The organism is Thermodesulfomicrobium sp. WS (genome assembly GCF_027925145.1).
Taxonomy (GTDB): Bacteria; Desulfobacterota; Desulfovibrionia; order Desulfovibrionales; family Desulfomicrobiaceae; genus Thermodesulfomicrobium.
In genome coordinates, this window is record NZ_AP027130.1 from 1,761,533 (window position 1) to 1,785,670 (window position 24,138).

General features: G+C 61.2%; 24 protein-coding genes and 2 tRNA genes. 6 read left to right on the top strand and 20 right to left on the bottom strand.

The window, feature by feature from the left end:
• Window positions 1–58: 58 nt before the first annotated feature.
• Window positions 59–3,703 carry a pyruvate:ferredoxin (flavodoxin) oxidoreductase gene (nifJ, locus tag QMF81_RS08450; protein ID WP_281750369.1) on the bottom strand — a complete coding sequence of 1,215 codons (3,645 nt, stop codon included), beginning with the start codon at window positions 3,701–3,703 and terminating at the stop codon, window positions 59–61.
• 528 nt (window positions 3,704–4,231) lie between these two features.
• Here nifJ and QMF81_RS08455 point away from each other — a divergent pair.
• Window positions 4,232–4,450, top strand: coding sequence for a hypothetical protein (locus tag QMF81_RS08455; RefSeq protein WP_281750370.1), 219 nt, complete (start codon window positions 4,232–4,234; stop codon window positions 4,448–4,450).
• A gap of 186 nt (window positions 4,451–4,636) precedes the next feature.
• Here the strand turns inward: QMF81_RS08455 and QMF81_RS08460 are convergent.
• A tRNA-Lys gene (locus tag QMF81_RS08460) sits at window positions 4,637–4,712 on the bottom strand.
• A gap of 17 nt (window positions 4,713–4,729) precedes the next feature.
• Window positions 4,730–4,805, bottom strand: a tRNA-Lys gene (locus tag QMF81_RS08465).
• A 279-nt stretch (window positions 4,806–5,084) separates the two neighbouring features.
• On the opposite strand from QMF81_RS08465, the gene QMF81_RS08470 reads away from it, so the two are divergent.
• Entirely contained in the window at window positions 5,085–6,893 is a 1,809-nt protein-coding gene (locus tag QMF81_RS08470; protein ID WP_281750371.1) for a thioredoxin family protein, read from the top strand.
• 40 nt (window positions 6,894–6,933) lie between these two features.
• Here QMF81_RS08470 and QMF81_RS08475 read toward each other — a convergent pair whose 3' ends face one another.
• The 4 genes from QMF81_RS08475 to mqnC are packed head-to-tail and all read right to left on the bottom strand — an operon-like array spanning window position 6,934 to window position 10,497.
• Window positions 6,934–7,578, bottom strand: coding sequence for a hemolysin III family protein (locus QMF81_RS08475; protein WP_281750372.1), 645 nt, complete (start codon window positions 7,576–7,578; stop codon window positions 6,934–6,936).
• On the bottom strand, window positions 7,578–8,204 hold the full coding sequence (locus tag QMF81_RS08480; RefSeq protein ID WP_281750373.1) for an NYN domain-containing protein: 627 nt from the start codon (window positions 8,202–8,204) through the stop codon (window positions 7,578–7,580). Before QMF81_RS08480 ends, QMF81_RS08475 begins: the two co-directional genes overlap by 1 nt.
• A 39-nt stretch (window positions 8,205–8,243) precedes the next feature.
• Entirely contained in the window at window positions 8,244–9,467 is a 1,224-nt protein-coding gene (locus tag QMF81_RS08485) for a Xaa-Pro peptidase family protein (protein ID WP_281750374.1), read from the bottom strand.
• 1 nt (window position 9,468) lies between these two features.
• Window positions 9,469–10,497: a cyclic dehypoxanthinyl futalosine synthase gene (gene mqnC, locus QMF81_RS08490; protein WP_281750375.1), complete on the bottom strand. Its 1,029-nt coding sequence runs from the start codon at window positions 10,495–10,497 to the stop codon at window positions 9,469–9,471.
• 118 nt (window positions 10,498–10,615) lie between these two features.
• Here mqnC and QMF81_RS08495 point away from each other — a divergent pair, with 118 nt between their 5' ends.
• On the top strand, window positions 10,616–11,065 hold the full coding sequence (locus tag QMF81_RS08495; RefSeq protein ID WP_281750376.1) for a YkgJ family cysteine cluster protein: 450 nt from the start codon (window positions 10,616–10,618) through the stop codon (window positions 11,063–11,065).
• On the top strand, window positions 11,062–11,793 hold the full coding sequence (locus QMF81_RS08500) for a DnaJ domain-containing protein (RefSeq protein WP_281750377.1): 732 nt from the start codon (window positions 11,062–11,064) through the stop codon (window positions 11,791–11,793). The genes QMF81_RS08495 and QMF81_RS08500 overlap by 4 nt, the downstream gene beginning before the upstream one ends.
• 7 nt (window positions 11,794–11,800) lie before the next feature.
• On the opposite strand, the gene QMF81_RS08505 is transcribed toward QMF81_RS08500, so the two are convergent.
• From QMF81_RS08505 to cutA, 12 genes are all read right to left on the bottom strand, one after another.
• Window positions 11,801–12,250, bottom strand: coding sequence for a metal-dependent hydrolase (locus tag QMF81_RS08505; protein WP_281750378.1), 450 nt, complete (start codon window positions 12,248–12,250; stop codon window positions 11,801–11,803).
• Window positions 12,250–13,428 (bottom strand): SufD family Fe-S cluster assembly protein, encoded by a 1,179-nt coding sequence (locus tag QMF81_RS08510; protein ID WP_281750379.1) that lies wholly within the window; start codon window positions 13,426–13,428, stop codon window positions 12,250–12,252. The genes QMF81_RS08505 and QMF81_RS08510 overlap by 1 nt, the downstream gene beginning before the upstream one ends.
• Window positions 13,416–14,183 carry an ABC transporter ATP-binding protein gene (locus tag QMF81_RS08515; RefSeq protein WP_281750380.1) on the bottom strand — a complete coding sequence of 256 codons (768 nt, stop codon included), beginning with the start codon at window positions 14,181–14,183 and terminating at the stop codon, window positions 13,416–13,418. The genes QMF81_RS08510 and QMF81_RS08515 overlap by 13 nt, the downstream gene beginning before the upstream one ends.
• 150 nt (window positions 14,184–14,333) lie before the next feature.
• Entirely contained in the window at window positions 14,334–14,843 is a 510-nt protein-coding gene (pal, locus tag QMF81_RS08520; protein WP_281750381.1) for a peptidoglycan-associated lipoprotein Pal, read from the bottom strand.
• A gap of 49 nt (window positions 14,844–14,892) precedes the next feature.
• On the bottom strand, window positions 14,893–16,212 hold the full coding sequence (locus QMF81_RS08525; protein WP_281750382.1) for a hypothetical protein: 1,320 nt from the start codon (window positions 16,210–16,212) through the stop codon (window positions 14,893–14,895).
• A gap of 13 nt (window positions 16,213–16,225) precedes the next feature.
• A complete protein-coding gene (gene tolA / locus QMF81_RS08530) occupies window positions 16,226–17,212 on the bottom strand; it encodes a cell envelope integrity protein TolA (protein ID WP_281750383.1) in 987 nt (328 codons plus the stop codon).
• A gap of 17 nt (window positions 17,213–17,229) precedes the next feature.
• Entirely contained in the window at window positions 17,230–17,634 is a 405-nt protein-coding gene (locus QMF81_RS08535; RefSeq protein WP_281750384.1) for an ExbD/TolR family protein, read from the bottom strand.
• Between the two features lie 3 nt (window positions 17,635–17,637).
• Complete coding sequence (locus QMF81_RS08540) at window positions 17,638–18,405, bottom strand: MotA/TolQ/ExbB proton channel family protein (protein WP_281750385.1); 768 nt, start codon at window positions 18,403–18,405, stop codon at window positions 17,638–17,640.
• 115 nt (window positions 18,406–18,520) lie between these two features.
• Entirely contained in the window at window positions 18,521–19,177 is a 657-nt protein-coding gene (locus tag QMF81_RS08545; protein WP_281750386.1) for a histidinol phosphate phosphatase domain-containing protein, read from the bottom strand.
• Window positions 19,174–19,665: a bifunctional nuclease family protein gene (locus QMF81_RS08550; RefSeq protein ID WP_281750387.1), complete on the bottom strand. Its 492-nt coding sequence runs from the start codon at window positions 19,663–19,665 to the stop codon at window positions 19,174–19,176. Before QMF81_RS08550 ends, QMF81_RS08545 begins: the two co-directional genes overlap by 4 nt.
• Window positions 19,659–20,987, bottom strand: coding sequence for a tRNA (N6-isopentenyl adenosine(37)-C2)-methylthiotransferase MiaB (gene miaB, locus QMF81_RS08555; protein ID WP_281750388.1), 1,329 nt, complete (start codon window positions 20,985–20,987; stop codon window positions 19,659–19,661). Before miaB ends, QMF81_RS08550 begins: the two co-directional genes overlap by 7 nt.
• Window positions 20,988–20,990: 3 nt before the next feature.
• Window positions 20,991–21,323, bottom strand: coding sequence for a divalent-cation tolerance protein CutA (gene cutA / locus QMF81_RS08560; protein ID WP_281750389.1), 333 nt, complete (start codon window positions 21,321–21,323; stop codon window positions 20,991–20,993).
• On the opposite strand from cutA, the gene nth reads away from it, so the two are divergent.
• Both nth and tgt read left to right on the top strand, forming a co-directional pair.
• Window positions 21,312–21,947: an endonuclease III gene (gene nth, locus QMF81_RS08565; RefSeq protein ID WP_281750390.1), complete on the top strand. Its 636-nt coding sequence runs from the start codon at window positions 21,312–21,314 to the stop codon at window positions 21,945–21,947. The genes cutA and nth overlap by 12 nt on opposite strands.
• Window positions 21,902–23,047 (top strand): tRNA guanosine(34) transglycosylase Tgt, encoded by a 1,146-nt coding sequence (gene tgt / locus QMF81_RS08570; RefSeq protein ID WP_281750391.1) that lies wholly within the window; start codon window positions 21,902–21,904, stop codon window positions 23,045–23,047. Before nth ends, tgt begins: the two co-directional genes overlap by 46 nt.
• Before the next feature lie 116 nt (window positions 23,048–23,163).
• On the opposite strand, the gene QMF81_RS08575 is transcribed toward tgt, so the two are convergent.
• Window positions 23,164–23,961, bottom strand: coding sequence for a hypothetical protein (locus tag QMF81_RS08575; protein ID WP_281750392.1), 798 nt, complete (start codon window positions 23,959–23,961; stop codon window positions 23,164–23,166).
• Between the last annotated feature and the right edge of the window lie 177 nt (window positions 23,962–24,138).

The following is a 24,138-nucleotide window of genomic DNA, read 5'->3' on the forward strand; positions in this document are numbered from 1 at the left end:
ATCACCAATACGGCCCCTGCCCAGACTCCCCCAAGCCTGGGCAGGGGCAGACCTCTACCTATTTTCCGGCCCGGCCGTCATCGCAGGGCTCGGCAGGCCGCCCGGCACCCGAATGCTCGGCGGTGGCCGTCACCACGCACACCTCGCTCTCCGGGGTCTGGGGCGCATCGCCAGCTCCCTGGGCGATGACCGATTCCGGTTTTCGGCTCGCCAGATACTCGTACATGTGGAAGCGCTCCAGATACTCCTGTTCCAGCCGCGTGCGCAGCCGCTTGGCGTCTTCCGGAGCAATCTTCTCGAGCATGGCGAAACGGTTTTCACCCAGCAAGAACTCCTGGATGGTTCCATCGGGGGCCTTGGAATCCAAGATGAAGGGGTTCTTGCCTTCCTGGGCAAGGAGCGGATTGAAGCGGTACAGCGGCCAGTAGCCACACTGCACCGCCCGCTTGGCCTCTTCCTGGGTCTTGCCCATGCCCTTGCGGATGCCCTGGTTGATGCACGGGGCGTAGGCAATGATGAGCGACGGCCCAGGGTAGGCCTCGGCCTCCTTGAAGGCCTTCATGAGCTGGGCCTTGTCCGCGCCCATGGCCACGGAAGCCACGTATACGTAGCCATAGCTCATGGCCATGAGGCCCAAGTCCTTCTTGCGCACGCGTTTGCCCGCAGCCGCGAACTTGGCGATAGACCCCAAGGGCGTGGCCTTGGAGGACTGGCCGCCGGTGTTGGAATACACCTCGGTGTCCATGACCAGGACATTGACATCCTCACCTGAGGCCAGCACGTGGTCCAAGCCTCCGTAGCCGATGTCGTAGGCCCAGCCATCGCCACCAAAGATCCAGAAGGACTTCTTCACCAAGAGGTCGTCCATGGCGAGGATGGCGTCGAGGATCTCGGTGCGCTCGCTGTTCCACAGGGCCTCGCGCACGGCTTCCGCCGCTTCCACGGACTTCTCGCCGTCATGGCGCACTGCCATCCAGTTCTTGAAGGCCGTGGCCAGCTCTTCCGACACCCCCTGCGCAATGGCCTCCTCCATCAGGGCCACCAGCTTGGCCTGGCGCTGGGCGTAGGCCATCTGGATGCCATAGCCGAACTCGGCCGCGTCCTCGAACAGGGAGTTGCCCCAGGCCGGGCCGTGACCTTCGGCATTCACCGTGTACGGCGCGCTGGGCGCGGACGCCCCCCAGATGGACGAACACCCAGTGGCATTGGCGATGATCATGCGCTCGCCAAAGAGCTGGGTGAGCACCTTGACGTACGGGGTCTCACCGCAGCCGGCACAAGCGCCCGAGAACTCCAAGAGCGGCTTCTGGAACTGGCTGCCCTTGACCGTATCCCGACGCACCAAACGGTCCTTCCAGGAAATGGTGGTGGAGAACTCGTAATTGGGGACCTCCACCGCAGTCTGCGTCTCCAGAGGTTGCATGACCAGGGCCTTGGTCTTGGCCGGGCAGATATCGGCGCAATTGCCGCAGCCCATGCAGTCCAGAGTATTCACCTGGATGCGGAACTTGAGGCCCTTGAGCTCCTTGCCATTGGCATCGATGGTCTCGAAGGTGGCCGGCGCTCCTTCCAGTTCCTCGGGCGTGGCCAGCACCGGCAGGATGGCCGCGTGCGGACAGACAAAGGAGCACTGGTTGCACTGGATGCAATTGGCCGGGATCCACTGCGGCACGTTGATGGCCACCCCACGCTTTTCGTATTGCGAGGTGCCCACCGGGAAGATGCCGTCCGGCTCGAAGGCCGACACCGGCAGGTTGTCGCCCTTCTGGGCGAGCATGGGCCGCATGACGTTTTTCACGAAATCCGGCTCGTCCCGCTCCACCGGTGCCTCCGGGGCAAGGTCCGCCCAGGAGGCCGGATACTGCACCTCTTCCAGGGCATCGATGGCGCGATCCACAGCGGCGATGTTCATGGCCACGATCTTGTCCCCCTTCTTGCCGTACGCCTTGTGGATGGACTTTTTGAGCAGATCCACAGCAGTTGCAAAGGGGAGCACATTGGCTAACTTGAAGAAGGCGGTCTGCATGACCATGTTGATGCGGTTGCCGAGCCCCACTTCCTGGGCGATCTTCACGGCGTCAACGTTGTAGAAGCGCAGCTTCTTCTGGGCGATGGTGCGCCGCACCGAGGCCGGGATCTCCCGCTCCATGTCTTCCAGGGTCCAATTGGAATTGAGCACAAAGATGCCGCCGTCCTTGATGCCTTCGAGCACGTCATAGAGGCGCACGTAATTGGCCTTGTGGCAGGCGATGTAATCCGCAGAAGTGACGAGATACGTGGACTTGATGGGCGACTTGCCAAAACGCAGGTGCGATACGGTAATACCGCCGGACTTCTTGGAGTCGTAGGCAAAATAGCCCTGGGCATAGAGGTCGGTGTTGTCACCGATGATCTTGATGGCCTCCTTGTTGGCACCCACCGTGCCGTCAGAGCCCAAGCCCCAGAACTTGCACTGGATGGTGCCTTCGGGAGTAGTGTCGGCAAAGGGCGGGATCTCCAGGGAGGTGTGCGTAACGTCGTCTTCGATGCCCACGGTGAAGTGGTGCTTGGGGGCAGTGGCGCGCATGTTGTCGAACACCGCCTTGACCATGGCCGGGGTGAACTCCTTGGAGCCCAAACCATAACGGCCGGCCACGATCTCCGGCGCCTGACCATGCTCCAGGTAGGCGGAGCACACGTCCTTGTAGAGGGGCTCGCCCTGGGCGCCGGGCTCCTTGGTGCGATCCAGGACCGTCACCACTTCGGCCGAGGCCGGGATGGCTCGCAGCAAGAACTCCGGCACAAAGGGACGGAACAGGCGTACTTTGACCAGGCCCACTCGCTCGCCACGGGCGTTCAAGTGCTCCACCACTTCCTCGATGGTCTCGCATCCCGAACCCATGGCCACGATGACGCGGCTGGCCTCCGGGTGGCCCACGTAGTCAAAGGGCTTGTAGGCGCGGCCGGTGATGGAGGCCACTTTCTTCATCTGCTCCACCACGATCCCCGGGACTTCGTTGTAGAACACATTGGCCGCTTCCCGGCCTTGAAAATAGATGTCGGGATTTTGCGCCGTGCCCCGGATGGTGGGGTTGGACGGAGTCATGGCCCGCTCGCGGAAATTCTCGATGGCCTCCCAGTTCACGACGTTCTTGATGTCTTCGTAGTCGATGACATGGATCTTCTGCACCTCGTGCGAGGTCCGGAATCCATCGAAGAAGTGGAGAAACGGCACACTGGACTCGATGGCGGACAAATGTGCCACCAAAGCCAGGTCCATGGCCTCCTGCACGGAGCTCGACGCCAACATGGCGAAACCCGTCTGGCGGCAGGCCATGACGTCCTGATGGTCCCCAAAAATGGACAAGGCATGGGCCGCAATGGCGCGGGCGCTCACATGGAATACGCCCGGCAAAAGCTCGCCCGCGATCTTGTACATATTGGGGATCATGAGCAAAAGCCCCTGAGAGGCGGTAAAGGTGCTCGTCAGCGCCCCACCGGCCAAGGCGCCATGCACCGCGCCCGCAGCACCGGCCTCGGACTGCATCTGACGCACCAAGACCGTCTGGCCGAAGATGTTCTTCCGGCCGGCTGCGGCCCAGTCATCCACCAGCTCGCCCATGGTGGACGAGGGGGTGATGGGATAAATGGCCGCCGTGTCGCTCAAGGCGTAGGCGATATGGGCAGTGGCGGTATTGCCATCCATAGTCTTCATTGTGGACATGTACAAAACTCCTTTGCGGAAAGGGTTGCTTCCGTGGGCCGAAAATCGGCCGATCTGCCACCAATCAACGAACGTGCCAAATGACGCAAAAAAGATAACCTACTCAAAAAACACAAAAATATGCCATCACCCCCTTGGCGGTATCCTTGCGTGATCTTCTGAAAAAAAAGACAGACATCGGACAAGATGGTTTGGCAGTGCCATAATGCGCGTTTTTTGCAATCGGGAAACGGTAACTGGTTTGCAAGAAACGGTGGAATTACCCGCGCCGCCCACCGTCTGATTTTCCAGACGCAGGAATCGTCCTGAGGCTGCCCCAGCGATCCCCGCGCGTCACAACGACACAAAAACGAGACATACGGACCCACCTGCATCCGCGCCTGCACCCCAGCCCTCAAAATAACATCTTGAAAAAAAATAAAAAACAAATCTCTTCGCGCTCCTGGATCCCGACCGAGGACCCCAGTCTTGACAGGAACGTTTTTTGCTTAAAAAATTATTGTTGAATACGCAACCAAGGAGATTTGTATGCGCGGCAAGCTCATCACCAAGCATGGACATATGGCTGATCTTCGCCCCTCGGAAACCATGCAGCTTTCCCGGCTGCTCACCCCCATACAGCGCGAGCAGTTGCTCGAAGGCGAATCGGTACTCGTCAAGCGGGAATACACCCTGGACTCGTGGAAAGAATATTGGCTGCGTTCCGACGCCCAGCCTATCCGCCATCACAGGCAAGGGCATTCCTAAACGGACGAGTTTCCGGCCTTGTGCAGCACCCCAAAGGCGCTTCCGGACACCAAAAATGCAGAAGGCGAGCCCTAGAGTCCGGGGGCAAAGCGCGGCCTGCCCTCCCATGAGGGGGCGGGCCATCACAAGAGGCAAGATACGCACAAAGGCCCTTCTCGGAGATCTTCGAGAAGGGCCTTCCATTCGTGGTGGGCCACCAAGGAATCGAACCTTGAACCTGCTGATTAAGAGTCAGATGCTCTACCAATTGAGCTAGTGGCCCCAAGGGGGGAGTATCGCTGGTGGGCCACCAAGGAATCGAACCTTGAACCTGCTGATTAAGAGTCAGATGCTCTACCAATTGAGCTAGTGGCCCGTGCGAACGGAGGCATCCCATAGGCAAGCCCCCGACCACTGTCAACTGTTTTTCCAGTGTGTGTTACCGGACAATGATATTGTCACTCTGGCTGGGACAATAGAAATGTCATCCCATGAAGACACTAGGTAACGTATTCATGAAGGCGAAGGAAGCGCGGCGAGCGTTGGTGACCCTGCAGGCAGTGGCGTCCTCTGCTTTCCTTTGATCTCGGATCCCCCCATCCCGGGCCTTGCCGGAAAATATCCTTTGCCTCTACGAGCAAGGCCGGAGGTCACCGTGCGGAACTGGACAATCCCCATTACCCTTGGACTCGTGCTTCTCCTCGCCACGGCCGCCATGGCCGCCGAGGAGCCTGTGGATATCAATCTCGTGCTCGTGCGCGCTCCCGAAGGGAATTTCGCCGTGCTCGAGCTCACCCCGCACCCTGGCTGGCACGCCTATGCCAATACCCCCGGTCCCAGCGGCTTTCCCACGCATGTGGATGCCCGATTAAACGACACACAGCTTGCGGCCCTCTATCCTCCAGGCATCCCCACCCCGGATCCTCTCTCCCCTGGAGCCACGGCGCTCCTCTATACCGGCGCCACCCCCATCTTCCTTGCGCTTCCCCAAACCCAGGGGGAGCTCCAGGTGGCGGTGCGTATGCTGCTCTGCTCAGACACCACCTGTCAGCCGGTACGCCGAAAGCTCCAAACCCGTATCACCGAGGCGGCCCTGGCTGCAGCACGCACGCCCCAAGACACCCCGTGGTGGGACCTCTATGCCCACTCCCTTCCTGAGGCCAAGCCCCAAGCTGCACCCGTGCCGCCACACACCACGACGCCTCCCGAACCCCGTGCCCTGGAGTCTGCCTTTACCGTGCGGGTCTTCGATCCCGGACTCGAAGTCCATAGCCTTGGTGCAGCCATTCCCCTTGCCCTGCTCGCAGGATTTATTCTCAACCTCATGCCCTGCGTGCTCCCGGTTATCGGGCTCAAGTTGCGCGGGCTCATGCCCACTGCCCACAAAGACTCCCCATCCCGCGCCTTTCGGGTCCACAATCTGGCCTTTGCCGCAGGGATCATCTCCTTTTTTTGTATTTTGGCCCTCGCCATCGGCGTCACAGGCATGGCATGGGGACAAATCTTCCAAAACCCCAACGCCATCACCGCGCTCGCCATCCTCGTCTTCCTCCTGGCCATGAGCCTTTTTGGGCTCATCAGCCTTCCCCTGCTGAGCCTCAAGGCCAAGCCGCAACCAGGGTATATGCCTGGCCCCATCGACTCCTTCACCACCGGACTTCTCGCCACCCTGCTGGCAACGCCATGCAGCGGCCCCTTCCTCGGAGGGGTTTTGGCCTGGGCCCTTATCCAGCCGACCCTGGTCATTGTCACGGTATTGGCGTGTGTGGGAATAGGCATGGCGAGCCCGTATCTGGTACTCGCGGCAGCCCCGGGACTCATGCGCATCTTCCCCCGCCCTGGGGCCTGGATGGAGTACCTGGAAATCGGCTTAGGCTTCTTTCTTCTGGGCACGACCATCTATCTCTTGGGGCTGCTCCCCCAAGACCGCATCCTGCCGACACTCGCCTTTTTATGGATATGCGCCTTCTGCGCCTGGGTGTGGGGACACTGGGGGGGGCTCCATCAACCCACTTCCGTGCGCCTTTTCTGGCGTGGCACAGCCCTGATGGTGGCCGCCCTTGGCGCATGGATCTTTTTGGTCCCCACAACCACCCCAAACCCATGGCAGCCCTTTGACCGCCAGCGCTTCGAGACCCTGCGGCACACCACCCCGCTACTTCTCGACTTTACTGCGGATTGGTGCCCCAACTGCAAATTCTTGGAAAAAACCGTGCTCACCGCCAAGGCAAGCACCGCCATCGCCCAGCGTTACGGCGCGGTGCTCATGCGCGTGGACCTCACCCACGAAGACCCACAGGCCATGGAACTCCTCGCCGCCCTGGGATCCCGCTCCATTCCTGTGCTTGCGATCTTTTCTCCCTCACGACCGCAAAGCCCGCTCCTCCTGCGCGACCTCTTTTCTCAAGCCACCCTGGAGCGGGCCCTGGAGCAGGAATGGGAGGGGCTCCCGCCAAATCAGTAGGCCCGAAGCCCACGTTGGTATGGCGACCTGCCGCACCGCCTCACCCCACGGCCCACAGCACCGCCAAATAGTGAAAGACGCTGCCTGCCACCACAAAACCGTGCCACACGGCGTGGTGGTACGGCAGGCGTTTCCACACATAAAACGGCACCCCAGCCGTGTAGGCCACGCCACCGGCAAGCAGGCACCACCGACTCTCCGGAGAAAGGGCGGCGAACAAGGCGCGTCCCGCCACCAAACACAGCCAGCCCATGCCCACGTACATGACGATGGAAAGCCGGCGAAAACGCTCAAAACACAGGCACTTGGCGGCAATGCCCGCTATGGCCAACCCCCAGATGGCGGCGCACAAGGCAAATCCCTGCGCCGAGCGCAAGACGCCCACCGTAAACGGGGTGTAGGTGCCGGCGATGAGTCCAAAGATGGCGCAATGGTCGATCACCCGCAGCACGCGCTTGATCTGGGGGGATACAATGGCGTGATAGAGCGTGGACGCCGTATAGAGCACCGTCATGGTCAAACCAAACACCACCCCCGCGGTGGCATGCCAGGGGTCTCCCACTGACGCGGCCCGGGCAACGAGGATCCCCAATCCCACGAGAGCCCCCAGGGCTGCCAGACCGTGGATGGTCGCATGGGCGATTTCCTCTCCCAGGCTATAGTGTTTGAGGGAAATAGACACCATCATCCCTCCTCGAAACTGGAGGCGCGCTCATCCTCCCGAATGTTTTCCAGCGTATCGGCCACATCATTGAGCCAGTAGATATGATCCGCGCGGCATTGCAACTCCGAGGACACCCCATCGCGAAACACCGCGAGTTCGATGCGTTTGCCGCTACTGCCCAAATAATCCACCACATCGGCAAGGTCCGCATCCCCGGAAGAGAGCACGAGCGTCTCATAGTACGCAGCAAGACTGAGGGCACGAAAGGCAATGCCCACATCCACGCCTTTTTGGATCTCGTTATACACGCGGTGGGGAGCGCCATTTTCTTCTTGATGCTGACAGCGTAGGCTGACCTTCTGGCCACACTCTTCACAGTATGCCTTGTCTGCCCGTTGCTGCCGAAGGGGATAGATCTGGGTGATGATCTTCGGGCCATAAGGCGGGCCACTGCGCAGCCAACGGTGGAAATTGTCCTGCGCGTCGCTGGGAGGATTGGGACTGGCGTTGAAATAATAGGCCCTCCAGATGGGGCCTTGCCGTTCCAAGTAATGCCGCAACTTCAGATAGCTGAATTCATATCCAGGACGCACGCTATGGCGGGCGTTGAACAAATACCCGGCATCAATGAGCCACAGTCGAGACACGGTTCCTCCTCACCAGCGACGGTATCTCCGCCGCCTGCGTCACGCAAGAAATACCGGGCCGATAGTCTCGCCCGTAAGGCGCACTCCGCCGGTCTCCGTCACCACCAAGGTGTCTTCCACCCCAACCATGCCAAGCCCGGGAATGCCCAGTTTGGGCTCCAAGGCCAACGTCATCCCCGCTTCCAAGGGTTCGTCAAAGCCAGGGGCAATGACCGGCCATTCGTCCACCGCCAGGCCAATACCGTGCCCCACGAAGCCTACTTTGTTGCGCCCAAGGCCCATGAACCCCTCGCCCAGACCTACGCGGAGCGCCTTTTGCACCGCCATACGGTACAAATCCGCGGGGATCGCCCCCGGCACCAAACGCGCGGCGAGTTCCATCTGGATTTCCTCGCAGAGCTCCTGGGCGCGGCGGGCCGCCTCCGGCACCACGGTCTGCGAGGCCCAATACACCTGCGTCTTGTCGGTATGATACCCTTCCACACAAAAGCCGCAATCCACCGCCAAGGGCTGATCCTCCTGCCACACCGTGCCGGCGTACCCGAGAAGCGGCACGGCTGGATGCACGCCACGCACCCCAAGCGGCCCATTGAAGGCACTGGGATAGTTTCCCGAATCTCCAGCGCTCACATGGCCCAAAAAGATCTCCTCCCCCTGGCCCTGCATACGCATATGCCCATGATGGCCGTGGGCGAAAAAGCACTGCCATACGGCCTGGGCGATTTGCCACTCACTCATGCCAGGCCGGATGTGCTCGGGCAGCATTTCCGTGAGCGCACGATGATGGCGGGTGCCCGCAAGGCGCATCTTGGCAAGCTCCCAAGGGGTTTTCACGGCCCGTGTCCGGGCCAAGGCCCCGTCGGCGGCCTCGATCTGCACCTGGGGGAGCTTGCGGGAGAGCACCTCACCCATGGCCCACGAAAGCCCCTGCATCTCCGCCCCCACCCGCTTTCCTAAGGGAGAGCCGGCCTCACGCAGGAGGCCTTCCAACTGGGAAAAGGACTTGAATTCCCCGACAGCACTCCATGGAGATTCCAACCAGGCCCGCTCCACGCCGCGGCGGCACAGCAGCACCGGGGTCCCTTCCCGCGGCACCCAGGCCACGCCCTGGGCCAAGGAGCCCGTAAGATAGTAGAGATTCACTCGCGAAAAGACGAGCAGCCCATCCAGATGGGGGTAGTCCCGCTCCAGGAAAAAACGCAACCGCGCAAGGCGCTGGGCGCTCTCTTCCTCGGGGAGGCGTTCCAATGCTTCGAAATGCATATCAGCCCTCGATAATGGTATAGTCCATGGTACGGCGTTTGGGAATAAATCCGGCACGCTCCACAAGCATGCGCAGTTCCGGCTCCGGCAGGCGAAAATGCACGCCCGCAGCGGCCACCACGTTTTCTTCGATCATGGTGGAGCCGAAGTCATTGGCCCCCCACCACAGGGCCAGTTGGCCCACATGCGGCCCTTGCGTTACCCAGGATGCCTGAATGTTCGGGAAATTATCCAAATACAGGCGGCTCAAGGCCAAAAATCGGAGATACTCGTGGGAGGAGACCTCAGCAGCAGCGATCTGGGTGTTTTTCGGCTGGAACGTCCAGGGGATGAAGGCCGTGAACCCGCCGGTCTTGTCTTGCAGGGCGCGCAACCGCTCCAGGTGCTCCAGCCGCTGGGCCATGGTCTCGCCAACGCCAAACATCATGGTGGCCGTGGTCCGCATGCCCAAGGCATGGGCCGCTTCCATGACTGCCAACCACTGGGCCGCCGTACATTTACGCGGAGACACCCGCGCCCGCACCGCGTCCACCAAGATCTCCGCCCCGCCGCCCGGCATGGAATCGAGCCCCGCCTGCCGCAGCCGCTCCAGCACCTCGGTCACAGACCGCCCTTCCTGCTGACTCAAAAACCAGATTTCCGGCGGAGAAAAGCCGTGGACCGCTACCTGGGGATATGCCCCTTTGATGGTGCGAAGCATCGCCTCGTACCATGACAGGGGAAGGTCAGGATGCATCCCGCCTTGCAGCAGAATCTGATACCCGCCGAGATCCACCGTTTCCTGGATTTTGGCGAGCAGCTGCTCGGTGGAAAGCACGTAGCCTTCCGGGTCTCCTGGTGGACGATAAAAGGCACAAAAGCGGCATCCGCAGGAGCAGATATTGGTGTAATTGATATTGCGATCCACGATGTACGTCACCACAGGGTCTGGATGCAGCTCCATGCGGCGCTGGTGCGCCAAGCGCCCCAGACTGAACACATCGTGCATGTCCCAAAGATACAGGGCCCGGGCGGGCGTCAGTCGTTCCATAAGCACCTCGTGGAGGGATCGCTACCGGGGGCTGTTGGGGGCGGTCAAGCCCGGCTTGCCAAAGGCCATGGCCTGTGCTTGAAGCCCAGGGCACCGCCAGCAGACACAAGGAGGATGCATGGACGTTTTTACGTGCCAGCGTTGTGGGCAGTGCTGCCAAGGCCAGGGCGGCATCGTCGTCTCCGCCCCGGAACGCCAGCGCCTGGCAGCCCATCTTGGCATGGAGGAAAGCGCCTTCACCGCCCAGTACGCCCAGCCCCAAGGCCGCAAGTGGGTACTGCGCTGCCGGGAGGATGGGTTTTGTGTCTTTTTCGTCAACGGAGTGGGCTGTGGGGTCCACGCGGCCAAGCCGGACATCTGCCGCGCCTGGCCGTTTTTCCGGGGCAATATCCTCGATGCCGTCAGTTGGGAACTGGCCCAAGACGCCTGTCCGGGGATCAATCCGGCTGCCGGCCACGCCCGCTTTGCCGAAGAAGGCCGCAGCTACCTCCGGAAACATGGACTGCTCAAAAGCGGGCGCGCCGATGAAGCCGCCGCCCTGGTACTGCCTCCGGAGGACGAGGCATGAGCCGCCCCACCCTTTCCCAGTGCTACCGGCTGCTCGAAGTGCCTCCCAACGCGGATCTCGACGCGGTCAAGGCCGCGTACCGACGCCTGGCCTTCCGCTACCACCCGGATCTGCACCCCGGAGACCGCAGCGCCGCAGAACGCTTCACCCGCATCAACGAGGCCTACGTCACCCTCAAGCGCCATCTGGAGCAGCCATCACGCTCCCAGACCCAAGGCCAACGGCACTATTCCGCAGAGACCATCTTCGAAGAAGAGGCCGCCAAGGCCCAGTCCACCAAAGGCACTTCCGGCCCGGAGTTCTTCTCCGCCCGCCACGAAGAAATCCTGCGCGATATCTTGAACGACCCCTTCGCCAAGCAGGTCTTCGAAGACATCTTCCGCAAACTGCGTACCGGCGCCAGCGTGGTGGAGGAAGGCAGCGCCGAGATGGGCGCACGGACCCCAAGCCCTGCCCCGACCTCGTTCAAGGAGCGCCTCCACAACTGGCTGCGCTCACAACTCGATGTGGAACACAGCATGGAGGTCCCGGCCCGCAACCTCGCCCCAGGCTCCCGGCTGCGCCTGTCCCTGCGCCTGCCGCTCTCGTGGCAGACGCGCACCGTCGAGCTCACCCTCCCCTGGGACTTCCGCTTGGGAAAGCCCATTCGGCTCAAGGGTCTTGGCCGTCGGCTTGGGCCGTGGCGGGGAGACCTCTATTTGCGGCTCTACGCCAAACTCCATTCCTAGCGGGTCTCTAGAGCACACGATCCACCACCAGATGACTCGCATACCCGAGCACCGTGGCGGCGTAGTACGGACCCAAGGAAAGGGGCGGCCAGGAAAAAAGCCAGGCGGCCACCCCCAGCACCGCAAGCGGCACCACCAGTGCCGCCCACCAGCGATGCGTCCATCCCCGATGCGCCCCCATGGCGGGCAGCATGGCCACCAGCCCCAAGACCGCGGCCCAACGCACCTGGCCGGAAAGCAGCAAGGCGGCGTCCAGCACAAACAAGGCAGCGTAGAAAAAACGTCGGGCCTTGGAATCGGTATCTACGTCCGGAAACACCGATCCCAAGGCCACGCATGCGGCAAGGGCGGCCAGCGATGCCGGCGAAGGATCGAAACGGTACGTGCTGCGCAGCACGTACCACGCCCCTGCTCCAAGACTTATGCCACAAACCAGATGCGCGCGGGTACCGGGCATTACATGGCGTCGTGGGCGTCCAGTTCGGCGATGGTGGCGTCGATGGATTCCCGCAATTCCTGTGGCAGCCCCATGATCTCCACATTGAGAAAACCGCGCACGATGGTGGCGGTGGCCTCGTCTTCATCCAGTCCACGCGCCATGAGATATTCGATCTCTTCTTGGGCGATCTTCCCCACCGCGGCTTCGTGCGAAAGCTCCACGCCCGCGCGGGTGCCTCGCAGCTCCGGGATGGCGTGAATGATGCCGCCGCTTCCCAGAATGAGTCCCTTACATTCGAGATGCCCCCGTGCGGGCACGGCATTGCCGATGATCTCGCCCCGAGCGATGATGGTGCCGCCGGTGGTGATGGTGCGGGAGACGATCTCGCCCCGAGTGCCTGGGGCATTGAGGACGATGCGGTTGCCCGTATCCACATGCGATCCCGAAGGCGCCACGATCACCGAATTGAACCGCGCCACCGCCCCCGGGCCATTGAGATGGATGGTGGGATACGACTGCACGGAGCGCACTTCCTTGAGCAGCACGTAGTTACTCAAAAAGACACCGTCTTCTTCCACGATGCCCACGGTGCGCGGCCGCACTGCGACTTCTTTGCCCCAGTTGTGCACCATGGTGAAGGTGAGTTTCCCGCCGCGCTTGATGTAAAATTCCGAAATACCGAGGTGCAGCGCGGAAGATACCCCATGCGAAGTGGCGCACCCGGTGATGATGTGCACCTCGGCGCCTTCTTCCACCACCACGATATTGTGGACGTTCTGCCCAACCGCATCGCCCTTGATAAAGAGACAAGTCTGCACTGGTTCTTCCACATGGACGCCAGGCTGCACGCGGATGAAATATCCACCATGCAGTGGCTCCTGGCGCGCAGCACGGGTAAAATCATCCTTGTCCGGGTCCACGGCGCGCCAGAAATATTCCGGCAAACCGTTGTAGCGATCCAGGGCTTTTTGGATGGGCAAGACCTCCACTCCAGGACGGGCAGAGGAACAATGCACCGGGGCATGGTCAAACTGCAAGAACGTCCCAGCCCGCGGGGAGTCCACATCCACCCCAACCATGCGCAGCTCATGCTTTTCCGTGGCGTCGAGGCTCTTTGGGTCATCCACCGTTGATGGATTTTTTCCCTGAAAAAGAAAGGCGTTCAAGTCCACCTGAGGGGTCTTTAGTTCAGGCATCGGATGCACTCCTTGTAGCCGTACTTGGAGATGTGGTCCAAAATATCCCGCGGCCGCGTGGGGCGGGTGTCACAGCACAAGACCCCCTGATACATCACCTGGCCGCGATCGGCGTTGACGTAGTCCAAGATATATCCGGTGTGTGTGATGATGAGTCCCGAGGTCGTATTGCGGCGCCGCAGATCGCGCATGCTCATCTCCGGGGTGGGATCCGCAGTCTTGTCGAGCAAGGCGCGTACGGTACGCCCGATGAGCGCCATGTTTTCCAAATCCACGCCCGATTCCGGCTCGTCGAAGAGCACCAGGCTTGGGTCCTGGGCCATGAGCTGCAAGAGTTCCGAACGCTTGATCTCGCCTCCGGAAAAGCCGGCATTGATGTCGCGGTCCAAAAAGGTCTCGAAATGCACCCGGCGCGCCAAAGTCTCTATGTCCACCTCCCGCCCCCGGGCGCAAAGCCGCACCAAATCCCGGGTCTTGAGGCCATGGATGGTGGGCGGACGCTGGAAGGACATCCCGATTCCCCGGCGCGCCCGCTCGAAAATGGGCAGATGGGTGATATCCTCTCCCTTGAACACGATCCGGCCCTCGGTGACCTCATAGCCGGAAAATCCCATCAGAGTCATGAGCAGCGTGGTCTTTCCCGACCCATTGGGGCCAAAGAGGATAAACGTCTCTCCTTCTTCGATGACAAGGTTGATCCCTTTGAGGACCTCCTTGCCGCCCACACGCACGTGGAGGTTTTCAATACGGAGCATATGGCAATCCTTGCGAGCTAAATGTCCCAAACACGCCCCAGAAGGCAAAGGGCCGTTAGACGAGGGGCCGAGGAAAGTCCAGCATCCCAAAAACATCAAGGGCCGGCAGGTTTCCCCGCCAGCCCTTGGACATGTCACCCCACCAGGAGACTACTGCGCGCGGAACTCGTCACGACGGTTCTTGGACCAGCAAGCCTCGTTTTTCTCGGTGCAGGTGGGCCGCTCTTCGCCGTAGCTGATGGTCTGGATGCGGCTCGCGTCCACACCGGAGAGGGCCAGAAAATCCTTGGCAGCGCGGGCACGACGCTCACCCAGGGCCATGTTGTACTCATTGGTGCCGCGTTCATCGCAATGGCCCTCAATGACCAACATGATGGAAGGATTGGCCTTCATCAGCTGGGCTTTCTCGGTGAGGATCTGGCGGGATTCCTGCGACAGCTCATTGGAGTCGAAGGCAAAGTAAATCCGGTTGGCCTGGATCTTCTCGATGGCCATCATCTTCTGGCGCTCTGCTTCCGTCAGGCCGCCCTGGCTGCCCGCACCGGTGGAAGCGGAAGCCGAGGCACCCGCCGGGGTAGAGCTCACCTTCTTCGCGCAACCGCCAGCCACCATCAAACCCATGGCCAACAAAGCCACACCCAACAGTCCGAAACGTTTCATAGCAACTTCCTCCTGAGACAATTTTTTGGAAAACATACCCAAATACACCTTATAACTTCCCCCAGGCCGGAGAAAAACTCTCTCCCGGTCCGGTTGGGATCAAAATAGGTTCATCGCCGTGCTTGGTGGTCACATAGATCTGATACCCGCCAGCACGACTCGAGGCAAAGGCGATAAAGTACCCATCCGGGGACCACGAAGGATCTTCATCACTCCCTGGCCCAAAAGTCAATTGCCGTTCCACCCCTGAAGTCAAATCCGCCAAAAACAATTTGTGATACCCATTGATGAGATGCGAATACACCACGAGTTTGCCGTCCGGACTGATGGAGGGAGCAGTGTTGTATTTGCCATCAAAGGACACCCGAGAGACGGCGCCAGAGGTAAGATCTTTGATAAAGACCTGGGGATTGCCAAGTCGATTGGACACAAACGCCATCTTCGAGCCCGTTTGATCGAAATCCGGAGACACGTCAATTCCCCAATTCTGCTCGAGCACCCGGGCAATGGAAAAATCCGGGTTCAACTCATAGATGTCCGGGCTGCCGCCCATATCCAAGGTGACGGCAATGGTGCCCCGGGCGGTAAAAGTCGGCGAAATCACCGTGGCACCCGGCATCTTGAGCCGCCGCAGCTCACGGGTCTGGCGGTTCCATTCACAAATGGAGTGGCCTTTCTCATCTAGGAAGGCGAAGACCAATTTTTGTCCGTCATGAGACCAGGAGGGGCTCATGCACACCCCATTGAGATTGGTGAGCTGCTGCACTCCAACACCCTGGGCCGTGGACATGAAGATCTGCTTGCGCTGGCCATCCCGCTTCACGAACGCCAAATTGGAGCGGAAAAAATCCCCGCGGCCGGTAAGCGCCTCCATGAGGTCCGCGCAAAAACGCGCCGCCACCTCCGGCAATTGCTGACGATTTTGCACCGTATAACCGCGCCCGACGATCAACCTGCCGCTGAAGACTTCATAGGCGCGCAGTTCCACGTCGCCCAATCCTCCGGACCGGGGCTGCCACGCTGCAGTCACCAGGACGTCGACCCGGGAAAGCTTGAAGCGTTGGAAATCGATATTGGGGGCCACATACCCCCCGGGCGAAGAGCCGCCCACCACATCCCGGCCCGACACCATGGAAAAAAACGGCAAGAACGCGCAATTGCTTTGGATATATTGCTGCAAGGTGGCCGGGGCGTTTTCCGGCACTGCCGTAAGCGGGGTGCTCGCCTCTCGGGGCAAGGGGTCGGCAATAAAGACGTTGATCTTCGTTTGGCCGGGGCCATAGATGTCGACGGTAAGGACGTCACCTGCCCACACCGGCATGGGCAGCAGCACCATCTGAAGCAATATACAAAGAAGGACAGAACGCACGGATAGATCTCCTCTACTCGAGGCTATGGAAAGTAATCACGATTTTCGGACCAATGCCTGCTGGCAAAGGGGGCAGGGCCTCGGTATCCTGAATGGCCCGCAGCACCGAGGCGTCATAGTCCGCCCGACCGGAACTCTGCAACAAACGGGCAGCCATAATTTGGCCATTGGGGGCGACCGTCAACTCCACGGTAGCGACCATATCCACAGAGCCAATACGAGGAAAGCGCCAATTGGGTCGGATCAAGGCCACTGCTTGCTGGGCGTAACCGCCCCCGAGCCCGCCGCCTGTGTCCGCATCGCCGCGACCGTCACCCGTACCTGAGCCCGTCCCCGTGCCTGCCCCCGAGCCCACACTGCCCCGCACCTCTGCCAAGGCCGCCTGCAAGGCATCCGTAGCGGCACCACTCCCTGTGCCGCCCTTCACCCCGGCTTCCTTGCGGGCGCTTTGCAACGCTTCAGCGACAATATCCTTGGCGCTCTTGGTGGCATTGGTACTCGCCGTCGCGTTTTTGGCCTCCGCCTTGGCGGTGGCGTTCTTCGCAAGCTCGTCTTTTTTCTTGGCCTCTTCTTTCTTGGCTTCTTCTTCTTTTTTAGCCGTTTCCTTTTTGGGCTCTTCCTTCGGCGGCTCGGTCTTCGGTGCCTCCTTGGGCTTTTCCTCTTTCTGCGCGGTCTTGGTGGCGTTTTCCGCAGGAATGGGGGCTACCTCTTTGGGCAACTCCTTTTTCACCGCCTTGGGCGGTGCCGGCGGTTCTTCCACTGTGGCCGGCTTCGGCGCGGGTTTGGCCGCAGCCTCAGGGGCAGGCGCCGGGGCCGGGGCAGGAGACGGTTTCGGCTTACTGCCCGCACCCGCCTTGGCCGGAGCCCCAAGCAAGCTCACTTCGTAGACCGGCTGGTCCAAATCAATGCGGATATGCCGCTCCGAAGGAGCCCACAAAGCGAGCAAAAGCACGGCAACGTGAAGCCCTACGGACAAAAGGGCACTGATCGGACGCAACATCTTCACGGCACCACGGCCTAACGAGTCTCTTCCGGCTCAGCCACCACGCCGAGTTTTTGAATGCCAGCGGAACGGATCTCGGCCATGACCTTGACGACGATGCCGTAAGCCACTTCCTTGTCCGCCTGCAAATACAGCATCCGATCCTTGGCAATCCCCATGCGCTTGAGTTGCCCAGCCAGATTGGCCAACTCCACGGGATATTTGTCCAGCTTCACCGTTCCATCTTTCCGCACATGGAGCACCACGGCCTCGCTATCCTCGGGCAAGGTCTCCACAGTCTTGGTCTCGGGCAAATCCACTTCCACCCCCTGGGTGAGCATGGGGGCCGTCACCATGAAGATAATGAGCAAAACCAACATGACATCCACAAACGGGGTCACGTTGATCTCGGCGATAAGACCGCCACGATGGGTGTGCATGTCTTACTCCCGCTTCCCGAGCCAGGGAAGCTCCAACTGGGCGCGGTTCAAAAAGTCCACGATAAAGTGTTCCATGTGCGACTGAATCGTGCCCAACATACCGGTAAACGTATTATACGCCAAAGAAGCTGGAATGGCCACGCCCAACCCGATGGCTGTGGCCACCAACGCCTCGGAGATGCCCGGCGCCACGGCGGCCAGGGCTGCGGTCTTCATCTGCCCGATGGCATGGAAAGAGTTGAGGATCCCCCATACCGTACCAAAAAGGCCAATGAACGGCGATGCGTTGGCGCAGGTGGCCAGGAAGGTCATGGTACGCGAAAGCTCGGTGATCAGCCCATGCACCCCTTGCTGCAGGACGCGCTCCAAGTTCTCGCCAGCCACGCGAAATTTCAGGTTCGGATGAATGGTCGACTTTTCCAGCCGTTTGAGCTCCGCAATACCCAGCTTGGCCACAGGATAAAGGCATGACCCCGATTGCTCGCGCAAGATCTGCACCCCATCGGCCAGATTGGCGGCCCCCAAGAAGAGCTCTCGTTCGCGCATGGTACGCAAACGGTAGAGGTTGAGCTGGATCACCTTGAAGAAGATGATGGACCAGCTGATGAGCGACATCAGCACCAAGAGCAGAAGGACGCCCTGCACCACCCAAGTGGCGTTGGCCACCATGTGCCAAAAGTCGAACTCCGGCACCCCTCCAGCGATCGGAAGCCCCCCCATGGGCTGCCCCATTTCCAGGGCCTGCCCGGTCACGCCCGTGCCGTTGGTCATAGGCCCTACCCCAGTTTCTACCTGTACTGCGCCTTGCATATTCGTGCCTCTGTCGCTGGTGTTCTTGAGTGTATAATGCGATGGGGCAAACAATCCCCCACAAAGCTGCGCGCTCTTATACCTGGAGCTTGCGGCATGCAAGAGTCCAGGCGTGAGTTTGGCAGGCGCGCCACTCCACTTCCCCCATGCCCGCCCCCAAAGCCACGGCCCGCAGCCCCCCGGGGCCCAAGAGTTCCCCTTCCTGGTGCGCCCCGCTGCTCACCACTACCGGCGCGCCGTGCTGCCTGGCCAAACGCCACACATGCCCATTGGCCAAACAATGCCCTGGCTGGGCAGTGAGCATCAACGCCGTCTTCGTCTGCGCCGCGCGCGCCGCTTCGGCCTCAGCGAGCAAGCCGGGGTGCGCAAGGATATCCGCCCCAGCCTCAATGGCCGCCAAATTGGTGCCTGGCACGGCCGCGTTTCCCATCCCTTCGCCGTGCACCAGCACCAACCCCGCGCCCAAACGCCGAGCCCGGGCTACCTCCTCGGCCAAGGCGGCAGGCGGGGCACCCGTCAACTCCACGGCCGCCACCACCATCAGGTCCCAGAGAGCGGAATACGCCCGCGCAAGCTCTTGGATCTGCTCCAAGGTACGCGCCATGGTGACACCATCGGCGTGCTCCGCCAAGGCCACGGCCCGCAGCCCCAGCATGTGGGCGCGGGCAAGCATGGCCGCGGGCGTGGACCTGCCATCGGACAGGCAGGAATGCAGGCAAAGATCGGCGATCACATCTTATACTTGATGTCGTCGAGGGAGTATTTGGCCAGGATTTCGGTCCATTTTTCGCTCGACTCGTCGGTCAGGACCTCCTGAAAATCCTGGTTGGTGCGGGCCGCGCCTGCCGCAAGCACCTCAGGGGCGACAAAGATCCCTGCCTTGGCGCGCAGGGCCAGCGCCACCCCGTCCGAGGGCCGGCAGTCGATGCGCACCCGTTCCTCGCCGCGGGCAAGGACGAGCTCCGCGTAGTACGTCCCCTCCACCACAGAGACGATCTCCACCGCCATCAAGGTAAACCCCAATTTTTCCACCACCGACAGCAAAAGGTCATGGGTCATGGGGCGAGGCGGCGTGAGGTTATTGAGGGCCATGGAAATGGCCATGGCCTCCATGGCCCCGATCCAAATGGGAAAAATAGCGTCCTCTTCGCTTTTGAGAATCAAGATGGGCACCTGGGAATCTTCATCCAAGGCCAGCCCAAACACCTGCATGGCTACCATGGTTCCCCCATCATCTCCCCGCGCAGGGCGTGTTTCGTGGACTCCTGCACCTGCACCCGCACCAAGCGGCCGGCCAAGTTCGCACGCGCCGCAGGAAAATGCACGATGCGCCCTCCGCCGTCCCGCCCCATCCACCAGGGCACAGTTCCATCCTGCGATCGGCTTTGCCCTTCCACCAACACCTCCACCTCCCGACCCACCTGGGCCGCAAGGTCACGCGCCGTGCATTGGCCAAGGGTCTCTTGAAGCAGGGCCAGGCGGCGGGCCTTCTCCTCCTCCGGGACCTTGAAGGGGAGCTTCTCGGCGCGGGTGCCTGGCCGGTCCGAATACTTGAAGGAAAACCCCGAAGCAAAGCCCACTTCCTCCACCAAGCGCACGGTATCGGCGAAATCCGCGGCACTCTCTCCGGGAAACCCCACGATAAGATCCGTCGTCAGAGCGATCTCCGGCCGCGCCGCCCGCAGGGCGGCCACGGTTTCCAGATATTTTTCCCGGGTGTAGCGCCGCCCCATAGCCGCCAACACCGCATTGGACCCGGACTGTACCGGCAGGTGCACGTGCGGACAAAGGTTGGGCAGATCCGCAAAGGCGGCCACCACCTCCGGGGCGATGTCCTTGGGGTGCGAGGTGGTAAAACGCAGGCGCATGAGCCCTGGGATGGCCGCCACTTGCCGGAGCAGCGCGGCGAAGCTCGTGCCATCACCACTGGCATCCTGGCCAAAGCTATTGACGTTCTGCCCAAGGAGGGTGATCTCCCGCACCCCTCGCGCCACCAGGTCCTGACACTCGGCCACCACTGCGGCGGCCCGGCGCGACTTCTGCCGTCCGCGGGTATAGGGCACGATGCAGTAGGCGCAAAAATTGTCGCACCCTTGCATGATGGAGACGTACGCCTGGGCAGGCACGGCGTCTGGCAAATTTCCCTCCCGCTCCGGGTAGACCTCGGCGAAATCAAGAAGGCTCAGGCGCCGCCCCGGATGCTGGGCCAGCCGCAGCAAGGCGTCCGGCACCATGCTCGTGCCATCGGTGCCAAACACCAGGCGCACGCCCGGAAACCGCTGCCACAGGGTCTCGCCCAATTGCTGGGCCACGCATCCGCCCACGGCCACGAAGCCGTCTGCTCCCAAGCGCGGGGCAAGACGCCCCAGCACGGAGTAGACTTTGTGCTCCGGCTTTTCCCGCACACTGCAGGTCAGCACGATAAAGACCTGCGCGTCCTCTTCCGAGGTCTCCTCCCAGCCACGGGCGATCAAGGCGTGGGAAAGCCACGAGGCATCGGCCTCATTCATCTGACAGCCCATCACAATACGATGAAAACGCACCGCTTACCTCTGATGTGCTGCAGCACACTGGTCTTCCAACCACTCCAAAAACGGCGGGTGGCCATAGTGCATATCCCAACCGATAACGCACGGCACCGCATACGGGTGCATGGCCACGATGCGCTGGCGGGCGGCCTCCACCACATGCCGGCAGGTCTTGACCAGGAGAACCACTTCCTGGGTCTCTTCGATGGCCTCCTCCCACCAGTACATGGAGCGCATGCCCGGCAGGATATTGACACACGCCGCCTCCCTGTTTTCCAAGAGCGCCCGGCCCACGGTCTTGGCCGTGGCTTCATCCGGAACCGTGACATAGAGAATCACATGCGCAGCCATCACGCCTCCCTGGTGCTCCACCGTTTGCGCGCTCGCTACCCGGCGCCCCGCACCCAACTGAACTGGACGACCCCCTGGGAACTCTTGGTGGCCACCATGCTTTCCGCCCAGACCACCGATGCCCGGGTCAACCACGTCACCCCAGAACTCTTCGCCCGCTGGCCCACGCCCGCGCACCTCGCCCAGGCCGAGCTTGCCGACATCGAAGGCGTCATCCACTCCACTGGATTTTTCCGCGCCAAGGCCCGGCACCTGCAGGCCACGGCGCGCATCCTGCAGGAACGCTTCGGCGGGAACGTTCCCCAAACCATGGCCGAACTCCTCACCCTGCCTGGCGTGGCGCGCAAGACCGCCAATATCGTCCTTTCCAACGCCTTCGGAATTCATGAGGGTATCGCCGTGGACACCCATGTCAAGCGCGTGAGCTTCCGCCTCGGACTCACCACGGCTACCCAGCCGGACCGCATCGAACGCGATCTCATGGGACTTTTTCCGCGCCCCACCTGGGGCGATCTCAACCACTACCTCGTGCTCTTCGGCCGCGAGGTCTGCTTGGCGCGCAAACCCCGCTGCACTGCATGCCCGCTTGCCGATATCTGCCCTCGCAACGGAGTTCCCCTGTGACCTGTTTTTCCCTCATCGCCACCGACGGCCAAGCCCGCCGGGGGACACTGACCACGGCCCACGGCCCAATCCCAACGCCCATCTTCATGCCCGTGGGGACCCGCGGCACGGTCAAGGCCGTGTGCCCCCAAGACCTGCGCGACGTGGGCGCGCAGATCATTCTCGGCAATACCTACCACCTGTACTTGCGGCCCGGCGACGCCATGATCGCCCGCCGCGGCGGGCTGCACCGCTTCATGGGCTGGGAGCGCCCCATCCTCACCGATTCCGGCGGGTTCCAGGTCTTCAGCCTTTCGAGCTTACGGCGCATCAGCGAAGAGGGCGTGCTCTTCGCCTCGCACATCGATGGCTCCCGCCACCTCTTCACCCCGGAAAAGGTCATCGAAATCCAGACCAACCTGGGCTCGGACATCATGATGGTCCTCGACGAGTGCGTGCCCTACGGCGCAGACCGCGAGTACACCAAACGCTCCCTGGCCCTCACCACCCGGTGGGCCAAACGCTGCCGGGAAGCACACCCCACAGAGAGCCCCCAGCTCCTCTTTGGCATCGTGCAGGGGGGATTCTTTCTCGATCTGCGCCGGGAAAGCCTCAAGCAGATTACCGACATCCCCTTTGACGGCTACGCCCTAGGGGGGCTCAGCGTCGGGGAATCCAAGGCGGAAATGCTGGAAATTCTGGAGACTATCGCCCCCGAACTGCCTCAGGACAAGCCCCGCTACCTCATGGGTGTGGGGACGCCTCTGGATTTGGTGCGCGGGGTGGCAGCGGGGATCGACATGTTCGACTGTGTGCTGCCCACCCGCAACGCCCGCAACGGCACCCTCTTTACGAGCCTTGGCCGCATCACCATCAAGCGCGCCGAGTACGCCGAGGACGACTCGCCCTTGGACCCCGCCTGTTCGTGCTTCACCTGCCGCACCTTCAGCCGGGCCTACCTGCGGCACCTCTACGTCACCCAGGAGCTGCTCGCCTACCGGCTGAACACCATCCACAACCTGGCCTATTTCCTAGGGCTCATGGAACGGGTGCGCACCGCCATCGAGACCGGGACCTTCGCCCAGCTCCAGACGGAAATCGAAGCCCTCTACGATCGCTAGCCGCAGCGCGCTGCGCCGCCCGTCTCCTTGCCTGCAGCGGTGCACGATTGCCAACAGCACCAGGCGAAAATCCTTTTGCCGATGGAGTGGCGTGGTGAAATTATAATCTTTATTTACTAGAAAAGTTGAAGCATTTTACCGATGAATCCAATCATGGAGATGGCCGAAAAGGTCATGGCAAAAGTGAACATGCGCATCATTTGACTGCGGTTCTCCCGCAACCCTTCGTCGATGCGACGGTCAATGCGTTCGATGAGCTTATCCAATTTACTGTCCATCTGTTCGAAGCGTTTGCCCATGCGGTCTTCAAGATGTTTGATCTCCTCCCGTACAGCGTCAAACTGCGCATCCACCTGCTCGAAACGCTTATCCACCTGCTCGAAACGCTTGTTCATGCGGTCTTCAAGATCCTTGATCTCCGCACGCACGGCGACAAACTGCGCATCCACCTGCTCGAAGCGCTTGTCCACCTGCTCGAAGCGCTTGTTCATGCGGTCTTCAAGATCCTTGATCTCCGCACGCACGGCGACAAACTGCGCATCCACCTGCTCGAAACGCTTGTCCACCTGCTCGAAACGCTTGTTCATGCGGTCTTCAAGATCCTTGATCTCCGCACGCACGGCGACAAACTGCGCATCCACCTGCTCGAAACGCTTGTTCATGCGGTCTTCAAGATCCTTGATCTCCGCACGCACGGCGACAAACTGCGCATCCACCTGCTCGAAGCGCTTGTCCATGCGAGTTTCCAGGTTTTTGATGTCCTCTTTGATCTCATTGACCTGGTATTGCAGATTGTCGAACCGGCTCTCGAAATATTTCGAGGTGGGGATGATATTCGCAATCAAGACATCAATGGTTTTAGGGTCAAGCGTCAACTCATGATGGGATGCGGGATTGTGGCGTTCTTCGGTCATGGACCATGCTCCTCGGGGCTTTTTTTCGTGGCTGCCTTCACCGCTGCTGCACCGGCTTTGAAAAACACATAATGAATCCGCATCAGGGCGTCAAACAACAGGCGCTGGCGCCCCACAAAGGCAAGCGCTCGCCCCTCGCGAATCTGGTCTATTTCCTGGAACTCATGGAGCGGGTGC